We start from the raw sequence: 23,205 nt of genomic DNA on the forward strand, positions 1-23,205 counted from the left end.
CCAGGCCGTTAGGCAGGCTAACGACCTGGGTTTCGCCTGATCAGACCTTGTCGCCGGGCTTCACGCGCGGCTTGGGGACCCGCAGCTTGCGGATCTGGCTGGCCCGGATGAACGAGTACCAGCCGACGGAGGTGCCCTTGACCGTCTCGTCCGGGAACTTCAGGCGGACCATCTTCGCGATCCGGCGCCCGCTCAGGAAACCCTCGACGATCATGCCGAGCAGCATCACGGTGCACAGCAGCGTCGCGTACCGCTGCACCTCGGGGTACGGCAGGATCAGCGCGACGAACACCAGGATCGCCAGCGGCATGAACAGGCCGAGCAGGTTGCGCCGCGAGTCGACCAGGTCGCGGATGTACGCCTTGACCGGGCCGCGGTCGCGCGGGAGCAGGTACTTGTCCTCGCCCGCCATCATCCGCTCGCGGCGTTCCTTGGCGGCGTTGCGCTGCTTCGCCTTGTACTCCGGGTCGGCCTTCGCGGACTTGCGGAGTTCCTTGTTCCGCTTCATCGCCTCCCGCATGGTGGTCGGCGGGGGCGCCACCGGGCCGCGGCGCTTGGCCTCGGCCTCACGCCGCTTGGGTGTGGCCTTGCCCTTTCCGGGCGTGTACGCCTTGGCCTGGACCTCGACGGCCTCGTTACCGGGCGTCTCGGTGTCCGTCGTGGCGGAGTCTGTGGTGCTACGGCGCAGGAACCTCACCCCACCAGGGTAGTCGCGGGCGTCACGGTGCCACGCACCAGGCCGAGCGATATGTCACCATGGAGGGGAACAGATCGGGACTCCGACGTGTTGGACCATGTGCAAGACGAGTACCCGCAGCGAGTTCGACCAGAGGGAGAACCATGACGACCGCTGAGCAGGCAGCCGCAGCTCAGGCCGAAACCGCCGAGGAGACCCACGGCGTCACGTTGACCGACTCCGCCGCTGTCAAGGCGAAGGCCCTGCTCGAGCAGGAGGGCCGCGACGACATGCACCTGCGCATCGCCGTCCAGCCCGGTGGGTGCGCCGGCCTCCGTTACCAGCTGTTCTTCGACGAGCGCACGCTCGACGGCGACCTGTTCCGTGACTTCGACGGGCTCCGCGTCGCCGTCGACCGGATGAGCGCGCCGTACGTGACGAGCGCCGTGATCGACTTCGTCGACTCGATCGAGAAGCAGGGCTTCACGATCGACAACCCCAACGCGACCGGCAGCTGCGCCTGCGGCGACAGCTTCCACTGACGCACGTCGGGCATGAAGAAGGGCCGCGAACCTCACCCAGGTCGCGGCCCTTCTTCATGCCCGCGGCTCTTCATGCCGCAGCGGGATCAGACGTAGGCGTCCAGATCGGCGACCTGGGCGAGGCACCGCTCGTCCACGGTCCACGGCGGGGCGATCTGCCGGGGCAGCGGCAGGTTCTCGGCCTGGAGGGACGACGGGATACCGGCACAGTCGGCGATGAGTTCGCCGATCGATTCGGGCTCGAGCTGATACGCGGAAGTGGTCACGAACGACAAGTTAATGACTCATGGTGGAGTAGGACACCACTACCAACCGGTAGTGTTGATGGCCGTGCTCGAAGCAACCCGTATGGGGCATGACCTGCGGGTAACTTAGCCGTCCTCGCCTCGGCGAGGCCGACCGATCAAGGAGAACCGGTGGCAGACAGCGCCAGGATCGCAGTATCCGGCAGTATCGCAACCGATCACCTCATGCACTTCCCGGGCAGGTTCGCCGAGCAGCTCATCGCCGAGCAGCTGCACCGGGTGTCCCTGAGCTTCCTGGCCGATGATCTCGTCGTCCGGCGGGGTGGGATCGGCGCGAACATCGCCTTCGGTCTCGGCGTGCTCGGCAAGCGCCCCATCCTGGTCGGCGCGGTGGGCTCCGACTTCGCCGACTACCGCTCGTGGCTCGAACGGCACGGCGTCGACACCGCCGGCGTGCTGGTCTCCGAGGTCGCGCACACCGCCCGCTTCGTCTGCACCACCGACGAGGACCTCTGCCAGATCGCCACCTTCTACGCCGGTGCGATGTCCGAATCCCGCAACATCGAACTGGCGCCCGTCGCCGCGCACGCCGGTGAACTGTCGCTCGTGCTGATCAGCCCGGACGACCCAGAAGGCATGGTCCGGCACGCCGAGGAATGCCGCCAGCGCGGCTACACCTTCGCCGTCGACCCCTCGCAACAGCTGGCGCGGATGGACGGCGCGCAGGTGCGTTCCTTCGTCGAGGGCGCGAAGTACCTGTTCAGCAACGACTACGAATGGGAACTGCTGCTCCAGAAGACCGGCTGGTCCGAGGCCGACGTCCTCGACCGAGTCGGCATGCGGATCACGACGCTCGGGGAGAAGGGCGTCGAGATCATCGGCAAGGACGGCCTCGCGCTGCAGATCGGCGCCGTCCCGGAACGCGGCAAGGTCGACCCGACCGGCGTCGGCGACGGCTTCCGCGCCGGGTTCATCGCCGGTATCGACGGCGGCCTCAGCCTGGAGCGTTCGGCGCAGCTGGGCTCGCTGATCGCCGTGCTGGTGCTGGAAACCGTGGGCACGCAGGAATGGTCGTTCGACCGCGCTGACGTCCTGGGCCGCCTCAAGGACGCCTTCGGCCCGGAGTCCGCCGAGGAGATCGCGGCGATCCTGCCGGAGTGAGCTTGAGCCTGGCTTGAAGGTCCGTGAAGGCCTCCTTGAGGGACCCAGAGTCCCTCAAGGAGGCCTTCACGGACCTGCTGGCCTATCGCGAAAGCCACTTTCGGGACCTCAGGCGTCGCGAAAGTGGCTTTCACGACGCATCTCGACCATGGGTTTCAGCGACGGCACCTGTGGTAGCGAAGACCCCCTCTTCGCTACCACACCCCTGCCCCAACGTTGCGAAAGCCACTTTCGCAACGTTGAACGTTGCCAAAGTGGCTTTCGCAACCTGTCACCTTTGCCCTGCCCGTCAATAACCCCTCAAGCGGATGCAGCGAAGGGCCCCTTCATACACTTGGGGTGTCTTCCCAGGCTCGTGAGCGTGCCGGGATCCGGCGGCACGTGTGTCTGGAGCCGGATTTCGTGTGTTTCAGGCCGGATCTCACGTGGTGCGGCGAGTTCCGTCCCCGATCACGTGAGTTCGGTCTTCCGTCACGCGTGTTCGCCCTGGCAGGCGGCCGAGGTCTACACGCGTCGGGTCAGGATGGCGGCGATTTCCGCGGGCCGCGAAACGTGGGGGCAGTGCCCGGCGTCGATCTCGATCGCGGTCACGCCGAGCCGGTCCCGGGCGGCCCGGCGCATCCACTCCGGTTTCAGGGTGCGGTCCCGGGTGGGGACGATCACCGTCGACGGGATCTCCGGCGCGGGCCCGGCGGGATGCGTCGCGAGAACGGCGGGGCTGAACAGTCGCAGGCTTTCCAGCGCCAGCCGTTCGGTCTCGGGATCGCAGTCGTGGAAGAGGAACTCGGCCGCCTTCGCGGGGTCGGCCGTCGGGTCGACGCCGATCCAGTCCGGTTCGAGTGCGGTCCTGGCCTCGTCTCGCAGGCTCTTCCCGCCCGCGAAATCGGGGATGTAGGCGGCGACCCACACCATCGCCCGCGCGTCGAGCGCTTCGGCGATCGCGGGAAGCAGCACGCCGGATCCGGAATGGGCCACGACGACCGGCCGTCCGCCGCCGTACTGCTCCCGCGCGTGCTGCGCGTAGCCCTCGATCGGCAGATCCGCCGGGGTCAGCAGGTCCACGGCGATCGCGCGGTGCCCGGCGGCGGTGAGCACCTTGGCCACCCGGTTCCAGCCCGCGGGGCTCTGCGACGTGCCATGAACGAGGACGAAGTCCATCCCGCCATGCTGGCCTCCACGTCGCGAACGGTGAAGGCCGGCACGCGAAGTCGTGACTAGAGCTTCACCGGGTAGACGGGTTCCGGCACCTCGGGCTTGATGCGGTTCTCCACGAAGATGCCGTGCCACAGCATGAACATCAGCAGCGCCCAGAGCTGGCGGCTGCGGTCGTGCTGGCCCTCTTTGTGCTCGTCGAGCAGCGCCAGCGCGGCCTTCTTGTCGATCAGCGCGTCGGTCCGGGAGTCGGAGATGATGCCCTTGGCCCAGTCGTACATCTCGTCGCGCAGCCACAGCCGGATCGGCACCGGGAAGCCGAGCTTGCGCCGGTTGAGCACGTGCCCGGGAATGATCTTCGCCAGCGCCTGGCGCAGTGCGTACTTGCTGGTCCCGTGCGTGAGCTTCTGGTCGACGGGGATGGTCGCCGCGACCTTGAACACCTCGGGGTCGAGGAACGGCACGCGCAGTTCCAGCGAGTTCGCCATGGTCACCTTGTCGGCCTTGACCAGGATGTCGCCGCGCAGCCAGGTGAACAGGTCGACGTGCTGCATCCGAGCGACCGGGTCCCAGCCTTCGGAAACCCGGTACCAGGGAGCGGTGACGTCCTTGAAACCGACGCCTTCCTGGTAGGTGCGCAGCACCTTCCGGAGCTGCTCGTCGCGGAAGTTGCGGGCGTTGCCGTAGTAGCGGTCCTCCAGCGGCAGCGCGCCCCGCCGCAGCAGATCTTTCCCGCGGGTGCCCTCGGGGATCTTCGTGGAGACCTTTCCGAGGATCTTGCGCACCCCGCCGGGGATCTTCTCGAACGGCGCCAGCGAGATCGGCTCGTTGTAGACGGTGTAGCCACCGAAAAGCTCGTCGGCGCCTTCGCCGGACAGCACGGCCTTGACGTGCTTACGCGCTTCGCGGGCGATGAACCACAGCGGTACGAGCGCCGGGTCGGCCACCGGATCGTCCAGATACCAGACGATCAGCGGCATCGCCTCCATCATCTCTTCGGCCGACACCACCCGGACCACGTGCTTCACCCCGATCGCGGCGGCCGTCTCGGCGGCGACGTCGACCTCGGAGTAGCCCTGGCGGTCGAAGCCGCTGGTGAACGCGATGAGGTTCGGGTTGTGCTCCTTCGCCAGCGTCGCGGTCGCGGTCGAGTCGATACCGCCGGAGAGGAACGCGCCGACCGTGACGTCCGGGTCGGAGATCATGTGCTTGCCGACCGAGTCGCGCATCACGTCGGCGATCCGCTCGTACAGCGCGTCCGCTTCGGCCTGGCCGTTGACCGGCTTCGCGGTGAACTGCGGGTGGAAGTAGCGGGTGAATTCGATGTCGCCGCCCGGCACCAGCCGGAACGACGTGCCGGACTCGACGCGGCGGATCCCGGTGTGCAGAGTCTCGGGCTCCGGCACGTACTGCAGCACCAGGTAGTGCTGCAGGGCCGTCTTGTCCAGCTTCTCCTCGACGCCGAGCACGCTCGAAAGCTCCAGCAGGCTCTTCTTCTCGCTTGAGAAGGCGACCTTGCCGGGGCCGGCGGAGTAGAACAGCGGCTTGATGCCGAACGGGTCGCGCGCGCCGAAGACGACCTTCTCCTGGGAGTCCCAGATCATGAAGGCGAACATGCCGCGCAGCTTCTTCACCGCGTCGTCGCCGAGGTAGTGGTACGCCGCGACGATCGCCTCGCCGTCGCCCTCTGTGGCGAACTTCGCACCGTGCTCGGCGGCCAGCTCGTCGCGCAGCTCCTTGTAGTTGTAGATCTCGCCGTTGAAGTTCAGCGTGTAGCGCTCGGGAGCCTCCGGCGGGCCCCAGATCAGCGGCTGGTGGGCGTGGTCGACGTCGATGAAGGCCAGCCGGTTGAAGCCGTAGACCACCTCGGCGTCGGCCCAGGTGTCGTGCTCGTCGGGGCCGCGGTGCCGCTGGCAGCGCATGGCCGCGTCGACGGCGTCACGGGCGCTCGCAGCGTCGGCTTCGGTCGAACAGATCAGTCCAAGCAGGCCGCACACGTCTAGTTCACACACCTCTTGTTGGCCGAGCGGGGAGAAGGGCCCAGTATGCCGGTGGGCGTGTACCCCCGGATGTGGTGGGGGATACGCGTGTTGGGGTCACCCCTTGGTCAGCGCGGCCCCGTAACTCGGCTAGGCTCCGCGTGAACAAGAAGATCGGTCGAGGAGGCTCTGGGTGAAAGGGCAAGGCGCAGTGGGAAATCCAGAGCGCATCCCGGTTAAGCGGGCTGGTCGCGTCGCAGCGCTGGCCGCGCTGGTGATGCTGACCGCGACGGGCTGTTCCGGGGACGAGATCCTCCGCTTCGGCTGGCCTGTCGGGGTGACCCCGCAGGCGCACGACATGCGCACCCTGTGGACGTGGACGGTCGTCGCCGCGCTGGTCGTCGGTGTCATCGTCTGGGCGCTGATCTTCTGGACCGCGATCTTCCACCGCAAGAAGAAGACCGCCGACGGCGCGGAAGAGGAACTGCCCCGTCAGTTCCAGTACAACATCCCGCTGGAGCTCTTCACTGTCGTCGTCCCGACGATCATGGTCTGCGTGCTGTTCTTCTTCACCGCGACCACCGAGAACCGCGTGCTCGCCGAGACGGACAACCCGGACGTCACGGTCGACATCGTCGCGTTCCAGTGGAACTGGGAGTTCAAGTACAAGAGCGACTCCAAGAACCACGACGACCCCGAGATCACCACGGTCGGCAGCTCGACCGAGATCCCGCTGCTCGTCCTGCCGACGAACAAGACGATCCAGTACAACCTGCGGTCGGCCGACGTCATCCACTCCTTCTGGGTGCCGGAGTTCCACTTCAAGCGGGACGTCATGCCGGATCCGGAGAAGAACAACCAGGACTTCACCTTCCAGAACTCGATCGACAAGGAAGGTTCGTTCGTCGGCCGCTGCGCGGAACTGTGCGGCACCTACCACTCGGGGATGAACTTCGAGGTCAGGGCGCTGTCGCCGGACAAGTACGCGCAGTACATCCAGCTCCGCGGCACGGTGAACCCGAAGAGCGGCAAGCCGAACACGGCTTCCGAGGCGCTGACGGCGATGAACTGCGGCGACCTGTGCTCGCCCTACGCCGTCACCACCACCCCGTTCAACACCGACCGCACCGCGCGGGTCGCGTCCAACTGACCCGGCTGTTCGAGCCCGAAACAGGAGTGAGGCAACGTCCATGAAGGTCGAAGGACGGATTTTCTTCCTCGTCGCGGTCTTCTCCGTCGTCGTGGCGGGTATCTACGCGTACATGACCGGAACGATGACCCGGGACGGCGTCGAGCCGGTCGGTGTGGTGGCCCTGATCCTGACCGGTGGCCTGGCCTTCCTGGCCGGGAGCTACCTGCAGTTCGTGGCGCGGCGCATCGAGCCGCGCCCGGAGGACCGGGAAGACGCCGAGATCAGCGACGGCGCCGGCGAGCTGGGCTTCTTCAGCCCCGGCAGCTACTGGCCGATCGGTCTCGCGGCGGCCGCCGCGCTGACCGGTGTCGCGCTCGCGTTCTTCCACATCTGGCTGCTCATCATCGCGCTGGGCCTGGTGATCGTCGCCATCGGCGGGCTGGTGTTCGAGTACCACACCGGTCCGAACCACGAGTGACCTTCTGACGCCGAAACGGCGCCCGCTCCCTGGTGGAGCTGGGCGCCGTTTTCGCGTTCAGAGGACTAAACGCGGGCGGGGAGCGGCGGTTCCTTCGCTTCGGGCTTGGCCGCTCGCTTCGGCGCCAGCGCCGCCGCCAGGACGGCCAGCATCCCCGCGATCTCCGGCCACGTCGGCCGGTGCCCGTAGGCGAGGACGTCCACCACCACCGCGACCACCGGATAGACGTAGGACAGCAGCGCCACCGTCGTGGTCGGCAGCTTGCCGATGCTCGCGTACATCAGGACGTACATCAGCGCGGTGTGCACGGTTCCGAGCAGGACCAGCCACAGCAGCCCCGAGGTGTCCGTTGGCAGTGGCGTGACGAGCAGCGCGGGGGCGAGCACGATCGTCCCGGTCACCAGCTGGACGGCCGCCAGTACGTGCGGGCGCAGGTGCTTGAGCTGCTTCGCGATGAACGAGGCGCCGGCGTAGAGGGCGGCCGCGCCGAGGGCGAGCGCGATCCCCGCCAGTCGTACCGGTTCGCCGTCGGCACCGTGCGCCGACAGGGAGATGAGCGCCACCCCGCCGAACGCGATCAGCGCCCGGACCAGCTGACTCTTCGCCATCTTCTCGCCGAGGAACGCGGCGGCGAGACCGACCAGCATCAGCGGCTGCGTGTGGTACACGACGGTGCTGACCGAGATCGACGACAGCGCGTACGAGGCGAACAGCAGCACCCAGTTCCCGACCAGGAACAGCCCGCCGAGGACGGCGAGCAGCAGGTCGCGGCGGCTGAGTGTCCACGGGCGGAGCCAGCCCCGGGCGGCGCTCCACACCAGGAGCAGGAGGCCGCCGACCAGGCTCCTGGCGAACGCGACGGCGGGCGCGTCGGCGCCGCTTTCGAGGACGACGGCGCCGATCGTGCCGGACAGCGCCATCGCGGCCGTCCACTGCAGCAGGGGGTTGTTCTTGTTCATGCCGACCACTTTCGCCCTCGCGTCCGCGTTCAACCAGTGTCAGAGATGACATCGACCGCAAAACTTGTGACACACTGCGCGGATGGATGTGAAGAAGGTCGCGGTGGTGCTCGCCGACCAGGTCTCACCGTTCGAACTCGGCGTCGCGTGCGAGGTCTTCGGCACCGATCGCAGCGCCGACGGCATCGAGGGCTGGGATTTCGCGGTCTGCTCGCCCGGCGGCGAGAACGTCCTGAGCTGGTCCGGCTTCGGGCTCGATGGCTTGGAGAGCCTGGACTTCGCGGCGTCGGCCGATCTGCTGATCGTGCCGACCTGCGCCCCGCGCAGCGCGAGCCCGCCGGAGCCGGTGCTCGAGGTCCTCCGCGACGCGGCGAGCCGAGGTGCCTGGGTGGCGGGCTTCTGCGCGGGCGTCTTCTCGCTCGGCTACGCGGGGCTTCTCGACGGGCGTAACTGCACCGTCCATTGGGTCTACGAGCAGGAGTTCCGGTCGCGCTTCCCGACCGCGAAGGTCGACCCGAAGGCGTTGTACGTCGACGACGGTGGCGTCCTCACCAGCGCGGGAACCGTCGCCGCCGTCGATCTGTGCCTGCATCTGGTGCGGGAACTGCGCGGTGTCGCCGCGGCCACCACGCTGGCCAGGCGGATGGTCGCCGCGCCGCACCGGGTCGGCGGGCAGGCGCAGTTCGTGCAGGCGCCGGTGCCCGAGACCGCCGCGCCGGACGACACCGTGCTCGCCGAAGCGCTCGAATGGATCGAGCGGCGGCTGGACCGGCCGTTCACCGTCGCGGAACTCGCCCGGCGCAGCGGATTGGGGGAGCGCACGTTCCTGCGCCGGTTCTCGGCGGCCACGGGTACGACGCCGCACCGGTGGCTCACCGAACGCCGCCTCGATCGGGCGCAGTCGCTTCTCGAGGAGGGTCGTCTGTCCATTGAGGACATCGCGGTCGCCTGTGGATACGCCTCCGCGGCGGCACTGCGGCATCAGTTCGGCAAGCTGCGCGGGACCAGCCCGAGTGCTTACCGCCGGACGTTTTCCGCGGGCTAGAAGGAGGAGGTCAGGCGCGAGGTGGTCGTGAGTGGCGATTCGGGTTAGAACCCGAATCGCCACTCACGACCCACGGCACCGACCACGCCGCCTTTGCCTTACCCCTCAAGAGAAGGAGATCTCCTGCCCTACGGTGACATGGACGTGGTCGGGGACCTCGTCGTGCTGGTCGCCGACGGTGAGTGTTCCGGTCGGTTCGAACAGCAACAGCGACGCACCGTCCACTGAGGACGGTTTGTGGAAAGTGCCGCGCGGGACGACGAACACGGAGCCGCGGGGGAGCGTGACGACCCGTTCACCCGTGTTTTCGCGCAGCGAGATGTCCAAAGTGCCGTCGAGGACGAGAAAGAACTCGTCGGTGTTCTCGTGGACGTGCCAGACGTGCTCGCCGGCGACCTTGGCGAGGCGGACGTCGTAGTCGTTGACGTGCGCGACGATCCGCGGGCTCCAGATCTCGTCGAATCCGGCCAGCGCGGTCTTCAAATCGATCGGTTGCTTGCTCATGATCCGATCCTGGCCGCTGGACCGCCGGAGCGGTGAGTGCTAGGAATCGCATATGTCGCATGATTTCTCGCACAAGGTCGCCGTCCTGGTGGACGAGGGGTCCAACCCCTTCGAAATGGGGGTCGCGACCGAGCTCTTCGGCCTGCGGCGGCCGGAACTGGATCGCCCCTGGTACGGCCTCACGCTGTGCGCCGCCGAGCCGTCCGTGCGCATGCACCAGGGGATGTTCACGCTGACCGGCATCGCCGGGCTCGAAGCCGTGGAGGCCGCCGACACGGTGATCGTGCCCAACCGGCCCGATCCGGAGAGCCCGGTCCGGGACCCGGTGCTGACGGCCATCCGCGACGCGGCCGCGCGGGGAGCCCGGCTGGTGAGCTTCTGCACCGGCGCCTTCACCCTCGCGCGGGCGGGCGTGCTGGACGGACGGCGTGCGACGACCCACTGGAAGTGGGCGGGACTCTTCCGCGAGCTGTATCCCGAAGTGCTGCTGGAGCCGGACGTCCTCTTCGTCGACGACGGCGACGTCCTGACCGCCGCGGGCAGCGCGGCCGCGCTCGATCTGGGCCTGCATCTGATCAGCCGCGACCACGGCGCCGAGATCGCCAACGCGGTGAGCAGGCGGCTGGTGTTCGCCGGGCATCGCGACGGTGGCCAGCGGCAATTCATCGAACGTCCGCTGCCGCCGGTGCCGGACACCTCGCTGGCGCCGGTGCTCGCCTGGGCGCGCGAACGGCTGGACCACCCGCTCACCGTCGCCGACCTCGCCGCGCGGGCGGCCGCCAGCCAGGCGACGCTGCACCGGCGGTTCCGTGCCGAACTGGGGACCACGCCGCTGGCGTGGCTCACCACCGAACGGATCGCACTGGCGTGCCGGCTCATCGAGCGCGGGGAGCAGCGGCTGGACCGGGTGGCGCGGGCGTCGGGGTTCGGTACCGCTGCGAACCTGCGTACGCAGCTTCGGCGGGCTACGGGACTGACGCCTACGGCTTACCGGGCGCGGTTCAGTACCGCTTCGTAGTCGGTCGCCTGTGCAATGAAAGGCTCCTTCATTGCAAAATTTGCAATGAAGGAGCCTTTCATTGCACGTCGTGAGTGGTCAACGCAAGGATCTTCGCTGACCGCGGTCTCCCGTCGAGCGAGAGGCCTGTCAGGCGAAGGCGATCCACCGGTTCAGCAGGTCGGCCGCCGCGCCCGAATCGACGGCCGAGGCCGCCCGCGCGAGCCCGGCGGCCAGATCGTCTTCCAGCGATCCGGAGAACCCGGCGAAGGCCGCCAGCGCGGCCGCCGAGTTGAGCAGTACCGCGTCCCGCACCGGCCCGGTCTTCCCGGCCATCACCTGCCGGAACACCTCGGCGTTGTGCGCCGCGTCGCCGCCGCGCAGGTCCTCCGCGGTCGCGCGGGCGATGCCCAGCGACGCAGGGTCGAAGCTCCGCTCGGTGATCTCGCCGCCGGACACCACCCACACCGAACTCGTGGTCGTGGTCGTGATCTCGTCCAGCCCGTCGTCGCCGCGCACGAGCAGCACGGTCATCCCGCGCCGCGCGAACACCTCGGCGAGCACGCGGGTCTTGTCCGCGTACGCGCAGCCGATCAGCGAACTGCGCGGTTGCGCGGGGTTGGTGAGCGGGCCCAGCAGGTTGAACGTCGTCGGCACGCCGAGTTCGCCGCGCGTCGGGCCGGCGTGGCGCAGGGCGGGGTGGAACTTCGGCGCGAAGCAGAAGCCGATGCCCAGTTCGTTCACGCTGCGCTGGACGGTCTCGGGCGGCAGGTCGATGGTGACGCCCAGTTCCTCCAGCACGTCGGCCGCGCCGGACTTCGACGAGGCGCTCCGGTTGCCGTGCTTGGCCACCGGGGCGCCTGCCGCGGCCGTCACCACCGTGGCCATGGTGGAGATGTTGACCGAATTGGACCGGTCGCCGCCGGTGCCGACGATGTCCACCGACGGCCTGTCGATCGTCACCCGTTTGGCGTGCGCCAGCATGGCGTCGGCCATGCCGGAGATCTCCGCCGGTGTTTCACCCTTCGCGCGCAGCGCGACGGCGAACCCGGCGATCTGGGAGGGCGTCGCCGCCCCGCTCATGATCTGGTCCATCGCCCACGCGGTGTCCTCCTCGGACAGATCCGCGCGCGCGATGAGCTGGTTGAGCAGGGACGGCCAGGTCTTAGTGGTCACCATCGGAAGTCCTCCGGGGGTCTCGACGGCCCAGCTTCCCGCTGGACGCACGGGCCGCGAGATCCGAGTACAGCACCGGTACGAGGACCTCGCGGCCGCACGCCCGGCGGAAACCTGGATCCGCCGAATACCCGCGAAGGACTTCCGATGGCAACCACTTGGCGGCCGCGCTCATCGGCTCAGCCGTGCACGGCCGGCACCCGGCGGGCGCGCAGCACGTCGGCGACGGTTTCGGCGGCGGTCAGCGGGTCGAGCGGGTGGACCAGCACCGCGTCGGCCTGCGACCAGGTCGCGAGCCAGCGGTCGTCCTTGCGCCGGACCGAAACCACGATCGGGGGGCAATCCTCGATCTCGTTCTTCAGCTGGCGGGTCAGCCCGATGCCGCCCGTCGGCTGCGCCTCGCCGTCGAGGATGGCCAGGTCCACGTTGCCCGCGTCCATCTCGACGAGGACCTCGGAAATGCCGGAGGCCTCGGTGTAGTCCACCCGGCCGAGGTCGGCGGCGGGCTTGCGGCCGACGGCGTTGATGATCGCCTCGCGCACCTCCGCCTTGTGGCTGAACACCAGGATCCGCATCGCCTGCTCGCCCATGAGCGCGCCTCCGCCTCGTCTAGTCATGTCGACCCCGCGATGTTATCCGCCATGACCGACATCACGTGGCCGCCCCCGACGGCTGGAGTGCGTCCCAGCCCAGCGAATCGCCGCCGAGCCGCTGCGCGAGGCCCGCCATCCGTGACCGTTCTTGCGCGCAGTGCAGCGCGTCGAGGGTCTGGACGCGCACCGCGTGCGTCAGGGTGAAACCGCCGTCGGACCCGTGTTCCCGCAGCTCCCAGCCGTCCTGGGCGAGGATCGATGTCGCCTCCGCCACCTTTTCGGGCGGCAGTTTCAAGTGGTGGCGCAGGATCGCGGGCGCATCGGCGACCCAAGCGGGTGATCTCGCCAGCACCGAAGAATCCGCCTCGGCCGGATCGAAAGCCTCCGCGACGATCTCCACACCGGGCGTGTCGACGGTCAGACCTGGGAGTTTCGGCTTCTTGACCAGGTCACGAAGCCGATCTAGTAAACCCATGAGTAGCCCTGTTCCCACTTTCGTTCAGATGTGACCCGACACGCACGCGACTTGCCGTGGACCCACCCGGCGGGCCCCGTGCGTGAGAGGACATAATGCGACGCGTGACAACGGCAGCTCCCACCATCAGCCAGCGGGTCCACTCGCTGAACCGGCCGAACATGGTCAGTGTCGGCACCATCGTGTGGCTGTCCAGCGAACTGATGTTCTTCGCCGGACTGTTCGCCATGTTCTTCACCGTGAAGGCGCAGAACGCGTCCGGCCAATGGCCGCCGCCGCTGCACGGTGAGCCCTTCCACCTGAACATCGCGCTGGCGATCCCGTTCACCGTGATCCTCGTGGCGTCGTCGTTCACCTGCCAGTTCGGTGTGTTCGCCGCCGAAAAGGGTGATGTGTTCGGCCTCCGCCGCTGGTACATCATCACGTTGATCATGGGCGCGATCTTCGTCGGCGGCCAGGGTTACGAATACATCAACCTGATCCACGAGGGGCTGACGATCCCGTCCGGCGCGTACGGCACGGTCTTCTACCTCGCGACCGGGTTCCACGGCCTGCACGTCATCGGCGGGCTCATCGCGTTCGTGTACTTGCTCATCCGCACCAAGCTGAGCAAGTTCACCCCGGCTCAGGCCACCTCGGCGATCGTCGTGTCGTACTACTGGCACTTCGTCGACATCGTGTGGGTGGGCCTGTTCGCGGTGATCTACATCCTTCCGTGAACGAAGCCGCCACCACGACCTATCGGCCTGAACTGACAGCAAGGGTTGCCGCAAGATGACCTCCAGCAAGAACAACACGGAGCGCCGCTTTCGCAAGCGGTCGAAGGCACGCAGGCGGTTCGCCGGCGCGCTGGCGCTCGGGATCGCGCTGCTGAGCGTGGGCGGGTTGTACGCCGTTTTCGCCCCGGAGCCGCAGACCGCGCAGGCGCAGGGCGAATCCGCCCTCCTGCGCGAGGGCGAGAAGCTCTACAACAACACGTGTATCGAATGTCACGGGCCGAAGCTCGAAGGTGTCACCGACCGTGGCCCGAGCCTCATCGGCATCGGCGACGCGGCCGTGTACTTCCAGACCTCCACCGGCCGTATGCCGGCGGTCCGCCAGGAAGCCCAGGCGCAGCGGAAGCCGCCGAAGCTGTCCGAGGCCGAGATCAACGCCCTGGGCGCCTACATCCAGGCCAACGGCGGTGGCGCGCAGCGCCCCACCGAGAAGGGTGACGCGCTGCGCGGCGAGGACGTCGCGCGCGGCAGCGAACTCTTCCGCCTCAACTGCGCCTCCTGCCACGGCTTCACCGGCCGCGGCGGCGCGCTCTCCTCGGGCAAGTTCGCCCCGAACCTGGACCCGGCCACGGAAGAGCAGATCTACACCGCGATGCTCACCGGGCCGCAGAACATGCCCAAGTTCTCCGACCGGCAGCTCTCGCCGGAGGAGAAGAAGGACATCATCGCGTTCGTGAAATCCGTTAGTGACGGGAAGAACTCCCCTGGCGGTAGCTCGCTCGGCGGTCTTGGCCCGGCCTCGGAGGGCGCGATCGCGTGGATCGTCGGGATCGCCGCGCTGATCGGCGTGACGTTGTGGATTGGATCGAAGGCATGAGCGCCGAAGGGCCGAAGCCGCCGACAGAGGCGGAATTGGCGGACATGGATCGCGACCAGCTGGTCAAGCTGGGTACCGCGCTCGACGGGGTCGAGATCGTCGAATACCCGACGCCCTGGCCGGTCGAGGGGACGAAGGCGGAGAAGCGCGCCGAGCGCGCTGTCGCCCTCTGGTTCGTGCTGGCCGCGCTGTCCGGCCTCGCGTTCGTGGTCCTCCTCGCGTGGCCGCACTGGTTCGAGTACAAGGAGCCGGGCAAGACCGGCTACACCATGTACACGCTGTACACGCCGCTGCTCGGTGTCACGCTCGGCGTCGCCGTGCTCGCCATCGGCGTCGGCGCCGTCCTCTACACCAAGAAGTTCATCCCGGCCGAGGTCTCGATCCAGGAGCGCGGGGACGGCGGGTCGAAAGAGGTCGACAAGGCCACCATCCTCGCCCAGCTGGCCGACTCGGGCAGCCGCAGCACCATCGCGCGCCGTTCGATGATCAAGCGGTCCGCGGGTGCCGGTGCCGGTGTGCTCGGCCTCGCCGTCGCGGCGCTGCCGGTCGCGTCCTTCATCAAGGACCCGTGGAAGGACACCGAGAACCGCGACTCCCTGTGGCACTCGGGCTGGAAGAAGAACTTCCCGGACGAGGTCGTCTACCTGCGCCGCAACACCGGCCGTCCGCACGAGATCTCCCTGGTCAAGGCCGAGGACCTCGACGCGGGCGCGATGGAGACGGTGTTCCCGTACCGCAAGTCCGAAGAGCACGACGAGCACGCGCTGTCGGCCGCCTTCAAACGCGTCGACAACCCGGTCATGCTGATCCGCCTCCGCCCGACCGACGCCGCCAAGGTCGTCAAGCGGGCGAACCAGGAGGACTACAACTTCGGCGACTACTACGCGTACACGAAGATCTGCAGCCACGTCGGCTGCCCGACCTCCCTGTACGAGCAGCGGACCAACCGCATCCTCTGCCCCTGCCACCAGTCCCAGTTCGACGCGCTCCACTACGCCAAGCCGATTTTCGGGCCGGCGACCCGGCCTTTGGCCCAGCTTCCGATTACAGTGGACTCTGAGGGCTACCTGATCGCGCGCGGAGACTTCAACGAGGCCGTCGGACCGGCCTTTTGGGAGCGTAAGTCATGAGTTCACTCACCACCCCGACGAAGGGGACGAACCCGGTCGAGAAGGCCGCGGGCGCTGGTGCGAAGTGGGCCGACGACCGGTATCACCTGGCCAAGGGCATGCGGCACCAGCTCAACAAGGTGTTCCCGACGCACTGGTCGTTCCTGCTCGGCGAGATCGCGCTCTACAGCTTCATCATCCTGTTGCTGTCGGGTGTCTATCTCACGCTGTTCTTCGACCCCTCCATGGAGGAGGTCGTCTACAACGGCAGCTACACCGGCCTGCAGGGCGTCGAGATGTCGCGGGCCTTCGCGACCACGCTGGACATCTCGTTCGACGTCCGCGGTGGTCTGTTCGTCCGCCAGCTGCACCACTGGGCCGCGCTGATCTTCGTGGCTTCGATGATGGTGCACATGTTCCGGATCTTCTTCACCGGCGCGTTCCGCCGCCCGCGTGAGGCGAACTGGGTCATCGGTGCGCTGCTGCTGGTCCTGGGCATGTTCGAAGGCTTCTTCGGCTACTCGCTCCCGGACGACCTGCTCTCCGGTACCGGTATCCGCGCGACCCTGTCGGGCATCGTGCTCTCGGTGCCGGTCATGGGCACCTGGATCCACTGGGCGCTGTTCGGCGGGGAGTTCCCCGGCAACGAGATCATCCCGCGCCTGTACACGATCCACATCCTGCTGCTGCCGGGCATCATGCTCGGTCTGGTGGCCGCGCACCTCGCGCTGGTCTGGTACCAGAAGCACACGCAGTTCCCCGGCGTGCGCCGCAAGGAGACCAACGTCGTCGGCGTCCGCATCATGCCGGTCTTCGCGCTCAAGGGCGGTGCGTTCTTCGCGCTGGTCACCGGCGTCATCGCGCTGATGTCGGGCCTCTTCCAGATCAACCCGATCTGGAACATCGGCCCGTACAACGCGGCGCAGGTCTCGGCGGGTTCGCAGCCGGACTGGTACATGGCCTGGGCCGACGGCATGCTGCGGATCTGGCCCGCGTGGGAGCTCTACCTCGGGAACTACACGGTCCCGGCGGTGTTCTTCCCCGGCGCGGTCGGGATGCCACTGCTGATCGGCCTGCTGGTGATGTATCCGTGGATCGAGCGAAAGCTGTCCAAGGACACCGCGCACCACAACCTGCTGCAGCGTCCGCGCGACGTCCCGGTGCGGACCTCGCTGGGCATCATGGCCCTGACGTTCTTCGCGGTCATCATGCTGTCGGGCTTCAACGACATCATCGCGTTCGCCTTCGACATCTCGCTGAACGCGACGACGTGGGCGGGCCGGATCGGTGTCCTGCTGCTGCCGCCGATCGCGTACTACATCACTTACCGGATCTGCCTCGGCCTCCAGCGGGCCGACCGCGAGGTGCTCGAACACGGTGTCGAAACCGGCATCATCAAGCGCCTGCCGCACGGTGAGTTCATCGAGATCCACCAGCCGCTCGGCCCGGTGGACGACCACGGCCACGCGATCCCGCTCGAGTACCAGGGCGCGTCGGTACCGAAGAAGATGAACAAGCTCGGCTCGGCGGGGCACGCCGTCGCCGGTTCGACCTGGTCCCCGGACCCGGTCGAGGAGACGATCGCGCTGGAGCGCGCCCGGTCCAACGGGCACGGCAACGGCAAGGTCGACGACATCGGTGGCGAGCCTTCGCAGGAGCGCAAGGAGATCACCTCCGGGCACTAGCCCGGGAAGAAGTACATGAAGGCCCCCTTCCTTGCGCCTGACGCAAGGAAGGGGGCCTTCATGTACTTCGGGGCACGCGCTTCAGGGAGAGAGGCTCAGGCGCCTTCGACGCCGATGTCGAACGCCGACTCGCTGTCGGCCTTCGAGTACGAGCGGAACGCGATGTGCGTGACCGTGCTCAGCACGCCGGGGACCTTGCCGATCTTCGCCGGGATCAGATCCGCGAGATCCTCGTGGGCCGCGACGCGGACCGAGGCGATCAGATCGACGTCGCCCGCGCAGGAGTAGACCTCGCGGACCCCCTCGATGTCCGCGATCGCCTGTGCCGCCTCGGGGATGGCATCGGCCTCGACCTGGATCAGCACGATCGCGGTGATCACTACAGCGCCTCCTACGTCAATGAATCCGGTGCCGGAATCCTAGCCCGCCACGCGTTCGAGTGCCGTCGCGCTCGACGCCAGGTCGAGCCACTCCTGCCAGCCGCCCGCCACGGCGGCGGGCTCCGCCCAGGGCTGCGTCGTGCGCACGAGCCGGACACCCGGTCGGGTCAGCCAGCGCAGGAGGATCTGGATCTCCTCCGGGATCGCGCCGAAGAGCGGGCCGGGGCCGGGGATGACCGTCTCCGCCGAGGCCACGAGCATCTCGACCACCGGCATCGGCGGTACCCCGCGTCGTGCGACACCCGCCGACGCGAGCCTGCCGTACCGGATCACGGCCAGTTCCCAGCCGCCTTTCCCGTCCGGCCCGGCGGCGATCAATTCCGGGATGCCCGCGAGAGCCGCCTGCCGGTGCGCCCGGCCGACCGCGCGGATCAGCCCGGCCAGCTGATCGCGATGCTGGGCGGCCTGTTCGTAGTGCTCCGCCGCGGAAAGCCGGGCGAGTTGCTCGGCGGCGGCTCGCAGCGGACGTCCGTCCGTCCCGGCGATGAGCCCGGACACCGCCAGCACACTCGGCCGGTACGCCTCGATCGTCTGCTGCCCGGCGCACGGCGCTCCGCAGCGTCCGAGTTCGGCGAGGACACAGGGCGTTCCGTTCGGCGCGGTGGCCGAGATCCGCTGGGTGCACGTCCGCAGCCCCGAGGCGCCGGCGAGGGTGTCCGCGGCCGAGCGGGCGTCGGTCTGGGTGCGAAAGGGCCCCAGCATCCCGTCTCGCGGCATGCGGACCACCGAGAGGCGGGGGAACGCCTCCTCGGTCAGCGCGACCCACCAGGCGTGCCGTGGGTTCTTGGAACGGCGGTTGTACATGGGCCGGTGGGCGGCGATCAGCCGGAGCTCCCGGACAGCGGCCTCCAGCGCGTGCGCGCATTCGACCGCGTCGACCCGCTCGGCCAGCGCGACCATCTCCCGGATCCGTCCTCGGCTCTCCGATCCGGTGAAGTACTGCCGGACCCGGCGGCGGAGGTCGGACGACGTCCCGACGTAGAGGACCTCGTCGCTCGGGCCGCGGAACAGGTAGACGCCGGGCCTCGACGGCAGGTGCTCGGCCAGCGACCGTTTGCGGCGCTGGGCCGCCGTCACCTCGGGCAGGTAGTCCAGCAGCTCCTCGAGGGTGTGGACGCCGAGGTTGCCCACGCGTTCGAGCAGTGCGTGCAGGACGTCGACGGTGGCGCGCGCGTCCGCGAGCGCACGGTGGTTCGGTGTCGTGCGCGCCCCGAACAGCGCGGCCAGCGCGGAAAGCCGGTAGCTGGGGGTCTCGTCGCGGGAGATGACCCGGCGGGCGAGCCGGACCGTGCACACGACGGCCGCCTTGGGCCAGCGGTAGCCGTGGCCCTCGCAGGCCGCACGCATGAAACCGGTGTCGAAGGGGGCGTTGTGCGCCACCAGCACGGCACCGGAGATGAACTCGAGGAACGCGGGCAGCACACGCTCGATGCGGGGAGCGTCGTAGACCATCGCGCTCGTGATGCCGGTGAGCTCGACGATCTGCGGCGGGATCGGCATCCCCGGATTGACGAAGGTGGCGAACTCGCCGACGATCTCGCCCGCGCGGACCTTGACGGCGCCGATCTCGGTGATCCCGTCCGGACCGGGTTTCGTCCCGGTGGTCTCCAGATCGAATACGACGAAAGTGGTGTCCCGCAAAGGGGTTCCGAGCTCGTCGAAGGCGAGTTGCGCCGCGCCGGGCCGCCGTCCGGTGTCCATGGTCGGGCACAGTAGGGGTGGGCACCGACAATCCCGGGAACGCCGCACGCCGTCCCATCCAGCGCGCCCCGAGGCCATGGGGCCTACGCTGGAGCGATGCAACCGCAGCCCGCAGAGCCCGAATCACCCGAGGACGCCACCGGTGGTCCTTCGGGTGTCGTGGCGTCGGCGGGCGCGGAGGAGCCGTCCGAAGAGGTACCGGCCGAAGGCTGGACGTCCTTGCCGGAGACCGTGCGGGAGCGGATCGCCGAGCTGGCGGCCGCCGCCGTCGGCAAACTGCCGGTCGCCGACGTGCCGAGGCAGCTGCGCCCGGTCGCGAAGTTCGCCCCGGCGAAACGCGCGAAACTCGGCGGGGCGGCGTTGCTCGCCGCGCTGGGGGAGTCTTCGCAGTTCCGGGTCGCGGTCACCGAATGGCTGCGCGACCACCGCAAGGACGCTCTCGACCCGAACGCCCCCGATTCCGTCGCTGCCGCGGCCGCCGCCGTGCTCCTTGGCGAGGCCGGTGCGGCCGGACGGGTCCGGCTGGTGGCGAAGAACGCCGAGGAGACGGCGTTGCGCGCCGAACGCGATGCCGCGCTGGCCCGCAACCAGCGGCTCGAGGCCGAACTGGCGCAGCTGCGCGAAGAGTTGCGCGAGGCCAAGGAGATCGCCGGCGGCGCGCGGGGCGAACGCGAGGCCGAGGTCGAAAAACTGTTGAAGCGCTTGCGAGAGCAAGGTGTCCAGCTGCGTCAGGCCAAGGACGCGGTCGCCGAGGCTCGCGCCGAACTGGAGAGCGGCGGCGCCGAGAGCGCCGTGGAGATCAAGGCACTGAAGGCCCAGCTGGACCGCGAGAAGCAGCGGGTCGCGGCCGAGCGGACGCGCGCGGAGAAGGCCGTCACCGACGCCGAGATCGCCCGTCAGTCCGCCCGCGAGGCGCGTCAGGCCGACGAGGTCAGGCTCGGGCTGCTTCTGGACACCATCGAAGGCGCCGTCGGCGGGCTCCGCCGGGAGCTTTCGGTGAGCGCGCGGGGCCAGCGCCCGGCGGACATGGTCCGCGGCGCGACGTCGGGCCTCGGGGCGGGCGGCAAGATCCAGGACGTCACCGCGCTCGACCGGCATCTCGCGCTGCCCAACGTGCACCTGATCGTCGACGGCTACAACGTCACGAAGACCGGCTACCCGGAACTGGCGCTTTCCGATCAGCGCGACCGGCTGATCCACCAGCTTTCCGCGCTCGCCGCGCGGACTTCGGCCGAGGTCACCGTGGTGTTCGACGGCGCCGGCGTGCTCTCCGTGCCCGCGGCCGTGCCGCGCGGGGTTCGGGTGCTGTTCTCCGAACGCGGCGTCCTCGCGGACGACGTCATCCGGTCCCTGGTCGCGGCCGAGCCGCCGGGACGGCCGATGGTGGTCGCGAGCACGGACCGCGCGGTGGCGGACTCGGTGCGGCGCAAGGGCGCGCATCCGGTGCCGTCCGCGGTACTGGTGTCGCGGCTCAGCCGGGTCTGACATGCGGTAGGGCGTGGCCTCGTGAGTCTTGACCGGCGATGTCACGTGACCGACCGTCCAATCACGCGTGTCGTCCCTCCTGACACGTGTGTCGTCCGTTCGATCACGGGAAACCGCCACCCGCGCACCGGCGGTAGGTACCTAAGCCACCCTTGACTCCGGTGAGCGTTCCTCGCCCGGCGATCATGTCGCTCGACGGCACGACACTCGCCTTACCCCTCAATGACCGTCCTTGCCACTCACGAGGCCGAAACTGTCGGTGGTCGCTCTTAATGTGCACCTCACCACTGAAAGTGAGGAGTCGAGATGGACGGCAAGGCCATCGCCGATATAGCGGATATAGAGACCTTCGTCATCGATTGCGACCGGTGCGCGGTCCGCGGTGACGCATGTCATGACTGTGTCGTCAGCGTCCTTCTCGGCGCGCCGCCCGCGCTCGAATGGGACGCCGACGAGCGGAGGGCGGTGGACGCGCTCGCGGAAGCCGGGATGGTCCCGCGTCTCCGGATGGTCGAAATCGTGGGGCAGGAGCGCCGGAAATCCGCCTGAGACACGCCACGACCGGGGCATTCGACGAGTGGTCGATCCGATCGGGTGAACGGTAGGTAGTCGTGACCAGCCCCAGGATGTAACGCCTGTCACACCTTTCCGCTCATGCTGGTCCGAAGGTGTTTCGGCGCATCACGGAGAGTTTTTGCGCCTGCCATGGTGGACGTGGTGCCTGTGGTTTCGTAACCTGTCCGAGATCTCGTGGCCGGAAGTCGTCGCCAGACGGCGACACGGGATCGCCACTGAAGCAGCTTTGTCGGGGAGTTGCGCCAGAACCAGCCGTACGCCAAACCTGTTGCGATAGCACTCGGCCAGGCGGACGGCGGGAACGCGGGGAACCGCGCGGGCCTCACGGTCGGCGTCGCGGCTTCGCGGAAGAGGGCCCCCGACCTCTTCGTCCCGGGTTCTGAGTCGGTGGCCGACAGCAAAGGAGACACGCGCGACCGTGCAGTCGCATCCAGTCAAGCGCGTGGTGTCAGGAGCTTTGGCCGCGGCCGCGGTGATCACCGCCGTAACGGTCGCCCAGCCTGCTGCCACTGCTGCCCCAGCCCCCGCCCTCCAACAGCCCCCGTCCGGTTCGGACGCTCTCGCCAAGTACCGCGACCTCGCGGCACAGGCGGAGAAGGCAAACGAAGACCTCCTCAAGGCGAAGGACGATCTCGCCGCGAAGCAGGCAGAACTCGACAAGGCCACGGCAGACGCCGCCGCCGCCAAGGACCTCGGTGTCAAGGCGGCCGGTGACGAGAAGACGTTCCAGGCCGAGGTGAACAAGTTCGCCGGTGCCTCCTTCACCAGCGGTGTGCAGCTGAACAAGCTGTCGTCGCTGCTGTCGGGCGCGTCGACCCAGGACTTCCTGGAGCGCTCCTCGGCGCTCGAGGTCCTCGCCGCGAACAAGAACACCGCCCTGACCAACCTGAGCGGTGCCGTCGCCCAGGCCGCGGCCGCGGCGAAGCAAGCGGCTGACGCCCAGAACACGGCGACCGCCGCTCGTGACACGGCCGCCAAGCTGACCACGGACATCGAGGCGCGCCAGAAGACGCTGAACGACCAGCTCAAGGAGATTCAGCGGGCCAGCGGCAACCTGAGCACCTCGGACCGCAACGCCCAGAAGGACAAGGGCGGCGCGTTCCCGAACCTGCCCGCTCCGGGTCCCGCCGCGGCGGCGGCCCTCTCGGCGGCGAAGAGCAAGCTCGGCAGCCCGTACGGCTGGGGCGACGTCGGCCCCTCGTCGTTCGACTGCTCGGGTCTGATGCTGTGGGCGTACAAGCAGGCCGGGCTCACCCTGCCGCGGTCGAGCCGTCAGCAGTCCACCTTCGGCGCTCCGGTGCAGAGGGCGCAGCTCCAGCCGGGCGACCTGGTGTTCTACAACTCGCCGGTCTCGCACGTCGGCATGTACGTCGGCAACGGCATGATGGTGCACGCGCCGACCACCGGTGACGTCGTCAAGGTGTCGCCGCTGCAGAACAACTACGTCGGGGCTCGTCGCCCGACCGCTTGATCGAACACCCGGATGGGGCGGTACCGCGCGA

The 23,205-nt window shown here is 68.5% G+C and carries 24 protein-coding genes; 13 read left to right on the plus strand and 11 right to left on the minus strand.

What is annotated here, in order from left to right:
- Positions 1 to 40 precede the first annotated feature (40 nt).
- The gene (locus tag DL990_RS40470; RefSeq protein ID WP_125787924.1) at positions 41 to 697 is read right to left on the minus strand and encodes a DUF3043 domain-containing protein; all 657 of its coding nucleotides are present in this window, start codon (positions 695 to 697) and stop codon (positions 41 to 43) included.
- A 143-nt stretch (positions 698 to 840) separates the two neighbouring features.
- Between DL990_RS40470 and DL990_RS40475 the strand changes: the two genes are divergently transcribed.
- Positions 841 to 1,218: an iron-sulfur cluster assembly accessory protein gene (locus DL990_RS40475; RefSeq protein WP_125787923.1), complete on the plus strand. Its 378-nt coding sequence runs from the start codon at positions 841 to 843 to the stop codon at positions 1,216 to 1,218.
- Positions 1,219 to 1,304: 86 nt separating this feature from the next.
- Here the strand turns inward: DL990_RS40475 and DL990_RS40480 are convergent, their stop codons facing one another.
- Positions 1,305 to 1,493: a hypothetical protein gene (locus DL990_RS40480; protein WP_125787922.1), complete on the minus strand. Its 189-nt coding sequence runs from the start codon at positions 1,491 to 1,493 to the stop codon at positions 1,305 to 1,307.
- 141 nt (positions 1,494 to 1,634) lie between these two features.
- Between DL990_RS40480 and DL990_RS40485 the strand changes: the two genes are divergently transcribed.
- On the plus strand, positions 1,635 to 2,624 hold the full coding sequence (locus tag DL990_RS40485) for a carbohydrate kinase family protein (protein ID WP_125787921.1): 990 nt from the start codon (positions 1,635 to 1,637) through the stop codon (positions 2,622 to 2,624).
- A gap of 504 nt (positions 2,625 to 3,128) precedes the next feature.
- Here the strand turns inward: DL990_RS40485 and DL990_RS40490 are convergent.
- Entirely contained in the window at positions 3,129 to 3,782 is a 654-nt protein-coding gene (locus tag DL990_RS40490; protein WP_125801824.1) for an alpha/beta fold hydrolase, read from the minus strand.
- 56 nt (positions 3,783 to 3,838) lie between these two features.
- Positions 3,839 to 5,773, minus strand: a complete 1,935-nt coding sequence (gene asnB / locus DL990_RS40495; protein ID WP_125801825.1) for an asparagine synthase (glutamine-hydrolyzing) — start codon at positions 5,771 to 5,773, stop codon at positions 3,839 to 3,841.
- Positions 5,774 to 5,966: 193 nt separating this feature from the next.
- Between asnB and DL990_RS40500 the strand changes: the two genes are divergently transcribed.
- Positions 5,967 to 6,905 (plus strand): cytochrome c oxidase subunit II, encoded by a 939-nt coding sequence (locus tag DL990_RS40500; RefSeq protein WP_199746799.1) that lies wholly within the window; start codon positions 5,967 to 5,969, stop codon positions 6,903 to 6,905.
- A gap of 40 nt (positions 6,906 to 6,945) precedes the next feature.
- Positions 6,946 to 7,365, plus strand: coding sequence for a cytochrome c oxidase subunit 4 (locus DL990_RS40505; RefSeq protein WP_125787918.1), 420 nt, complete (start codon positions 6,946 to 6,948; stop codon positions 7,363 to 7,365).
- A 65-nt stretch (positions 7,366 to 7,430) separates the two neighbouring features.
- On the opposite strand, the gene DL990_RS40510 is transcribed toward DL990_RS40505, so the two are convergent.
- Positions 7,431 to 8,324, minus strand: a complete 894-nt coding sequence (locus DL990_RS40510) for a DMT family transporter (protein WP_125801826.1) — start codon at positions 8,322 to 8,324, stop codon at positions 7,431 to 7,433.
- Between the two features lie 82 nt (positions 8,325 to 8,406).
- Here DL990_RS40510 and DL990_RS40515 point away from each other — a divergent pair, with 82 nt between their 5' ends.
- A complete protein-coding gene (locus tag DL990_RS40515; RefSeq protein ID WP_125787916.1) occupies positions 8,407 to 9,369 on the plus strand; it encodes a GlxA family transcriptional regulator in 963 nt (320 codons plus the stop codon).
- 105 nt (positions 9,370 to 9,474) lie between these two features.
- Here the strand turns inward: DL990_RS40515 and DL990_RS40520 are convergent, their stop codons facing one another.
- Entirely contained in the window at positions 9,475 to 9,873 is a 399-nt protein-coding gene (locus DL990_RS40520; protein ID WP_125787915.1) for a cupin domain-containing protein, read from the minus strand.
- Between the two features lie 52 nt (positions 9,874 to 9,925).
- Here DL990_RS40520 and DL990_RS40525 point away from each other — a divergent pair, with 52 nt between their 5' ends.
- On the plus strand, positions 9,926 to 10,891 hold the full coding sequence (locus tag DL990_RS40525; RefSeq protein ID WP_125801827.1) for a helix-turn-helix domain-containing protein: 966 nt from the start codon (positions 9,926 to 9,928) through the stop codon (positions 10,889 to 10,891).
- 129 nt (positions 10,892 to 11,020) lie between these two features.
- Here the strand turns inward: DL990_RS40525 and trpD are convergent, their stop codons facing one another.
- The 3 genes from trpD to DL990_RS40540 all read right to left on the minus strand — a co-directional run bounded on the left by trpD (position 11,021) and on the right by DL990_RS40540 (position 13,114).
- On the minus strand, positions 11,021 to 12,049 hold the full coding sequence (gene trpD / locus DL990_RS40530; protein ID WP_199746800.1) for an anthranilate phosphoribosyltransferase: 1,029 nt from the start codon (positions 12,047 to 12,049) through the stop codon (positions 11,021 to 11,023).
- Between the two features lie 176 nt (positions 12,050 to 12,225).
- A complete protein-coding gene (locus tag DL990_RS40535; protein WP_125801840.1) occupies positions 12,226 to 12,636 on the minus strand; it encodes a hypothetical protein in 411 nt (136 codons plus the stop codon).
- Between the two features lie 61 nt (positions 12,637 to 12,697).
- Positions 12,698 to 13,114 (minus strand): hypothetical protein, encoded by a 417-nt coding sequence (locus DL990_RS40540; protein ID WP_125787913.1) that lies wholly within the window; start codon positions 13,112 to 13,114, stop codon positions 12,698 to 12,700.
- 95 nt (positions 13,115 to 13,209) lie between these two features.
- Between DL990_RS40540 and DL990_RS40545 the strand changes: the two genes are divergently transcribed.
- Genes DL990_RS40545 through DL990_RS40560 form a run of 4 tightly spaced genes read left to right on the plus strand, consistent with a single transcriptional unit; the run spans position 13,210 to position 17,501 of the window.
- Positions 13,210 to 13,833: a heme-copper oxidase subunit III gene (locus DL990_RS40545; protein ID WP_125787912.1), complete on the plus strand. Its 624-nt coding sequence runs from the start codon at positions 13,210 to 13,212 to the stop codon at positions 13,831 to 13,833.
- 55 nt (positions 13,834 to 13,888) lie between these two features.
- Positions 13,889 to 14,707: a c-type cytochrome gene (locus DL990_RS40550; RefSeq protein WP_125787911.1), complete on the plus strand. Its 819-nt coding sequence runs from the start codon at positions 13,889 to 13,891 to the stop codon at positions 14,705 to 14,707.
- Positions 14,704 to 15,837 carry a ubiquinol-cytochrome c reductase iron-sulfur subunit gene (locus DL990_RS40555; RefSeq protein ID WP_125787910.1) on the plus strand — a complete coding sequence of 378 codons (1,134 nt, stop codon included), beginning with the start codon at positions 14,704 to 14,706 and terminating at the stop codon, positions 15,835 to 15,837. The genes DL990_RS40550 and DL990_RS40555 overlap by 4 nt, the downstream gene beginning before the upstream one ends.
- Complete coding sequence (locus tag DL990_RS40560) at positions 15,834 to 17,501, plus strand: cytochrome bc complex cytochrome b subunit (protein ID WP_125787909.1); 1,668 nt, start codon at positions 15,834 to 15,836, stop codon at positions 17,499 to 17,501. The genes DL990_RS40555 and DL990_RS40560 overlap by 4 nt, the downstream gene beginning before the upstream one ends.
- A gap of 95 nt (positions 17,502 to 17,596) precedes the next feature.
- Here the strand turns inward: DL990_RS40560 and DL990_RS40565 are convergent, their stop codons facing one another.
- Together DL990_RS40565 and DL990_RS40570 are read right to left on the minus strand one after the other, a co-directional pair.
- A complete protein-coding gene (locus tag DL990_RS40565) occupies positions 17,597 to 17,881 on the minus strand; it encodes an Lrp/AsnC family transcriptional regulator (RefSeq protein ID WP_005154220.1) in 285 nt (94 codons plus the stop codon).
- A gap of 39 nt (positions 17,882 to 17,920) precedes the next feature.
- Positions 17,921 to 19,642 (minus strand): DEDD exonuclease domain-containing protein, encoded by a 1,722-nt coding sequence (locus tag DL990_RS40570; protein WP_125801828.1) that lies wholly within the window; start codon positions 19,640 to 19,642, stop codon positions 17,921 to 17,923.
- A gap of 96 nt (positions 19,643 to 19,738) precedes the next feature.
- On the opposite strand from DL990_RS40570, the gene DL990_RS40575 reads away from it, so the two are divergent.
- The 3 genes from DL990_RS40575 to DL990_RS40585 all read left to right on the plus strand — a co-directional run bounded on the left by DL990_RS40575 (position 19,739) and on the right by DL990_RS40585 (position 23,174).
- A complete protein-coding gene (locus DL990_RS40575; RefSeq protein ID WP_125787907.1) occupies positions 19,739 to 21,127 on the plus strand; it encodes an NYN domain-containing protein in 1,389 nt (462 codons plus the stop codon).
- A gap of 306 nt (positions 21,128 to 21,433) precedes the next feature.
- A complete protein-coding gene (locus tag DL990_RS40580) occupies positions 21,434 to 21,676 on the plus strand; it encodes a hypothetical protein (protein WP_125787906.1) in 243 nt (80 codons plus the stop codon).
- Between the two features lie 445 nt (positions 21,677 to 22,121).
- Positions 22,122 to 23,174 (plus strand): NlpC/P60 family protein, encoded by a 1,053-nt coding sequence (locus tag DL990_RS40585; RefSeq protein WP_199746801.1) that lies wholly within the window; start codon positions 22,122 to 22,124, stop codon positions 23,172 to 23,174.
- Positions 23,175 to 23,205: the final 31 nt, after the last annotated feature.

Source organism: Amycolatopsis sp. WAC 01416 (assembly GCF_003947485.1).
In the GTDB taxonomy this organism is placed as follows: Bacteria; Actinomycetota; Actinomycetes; order Mycobacteriales; family Pseudonocardiaceae; genus Amycolatopsis.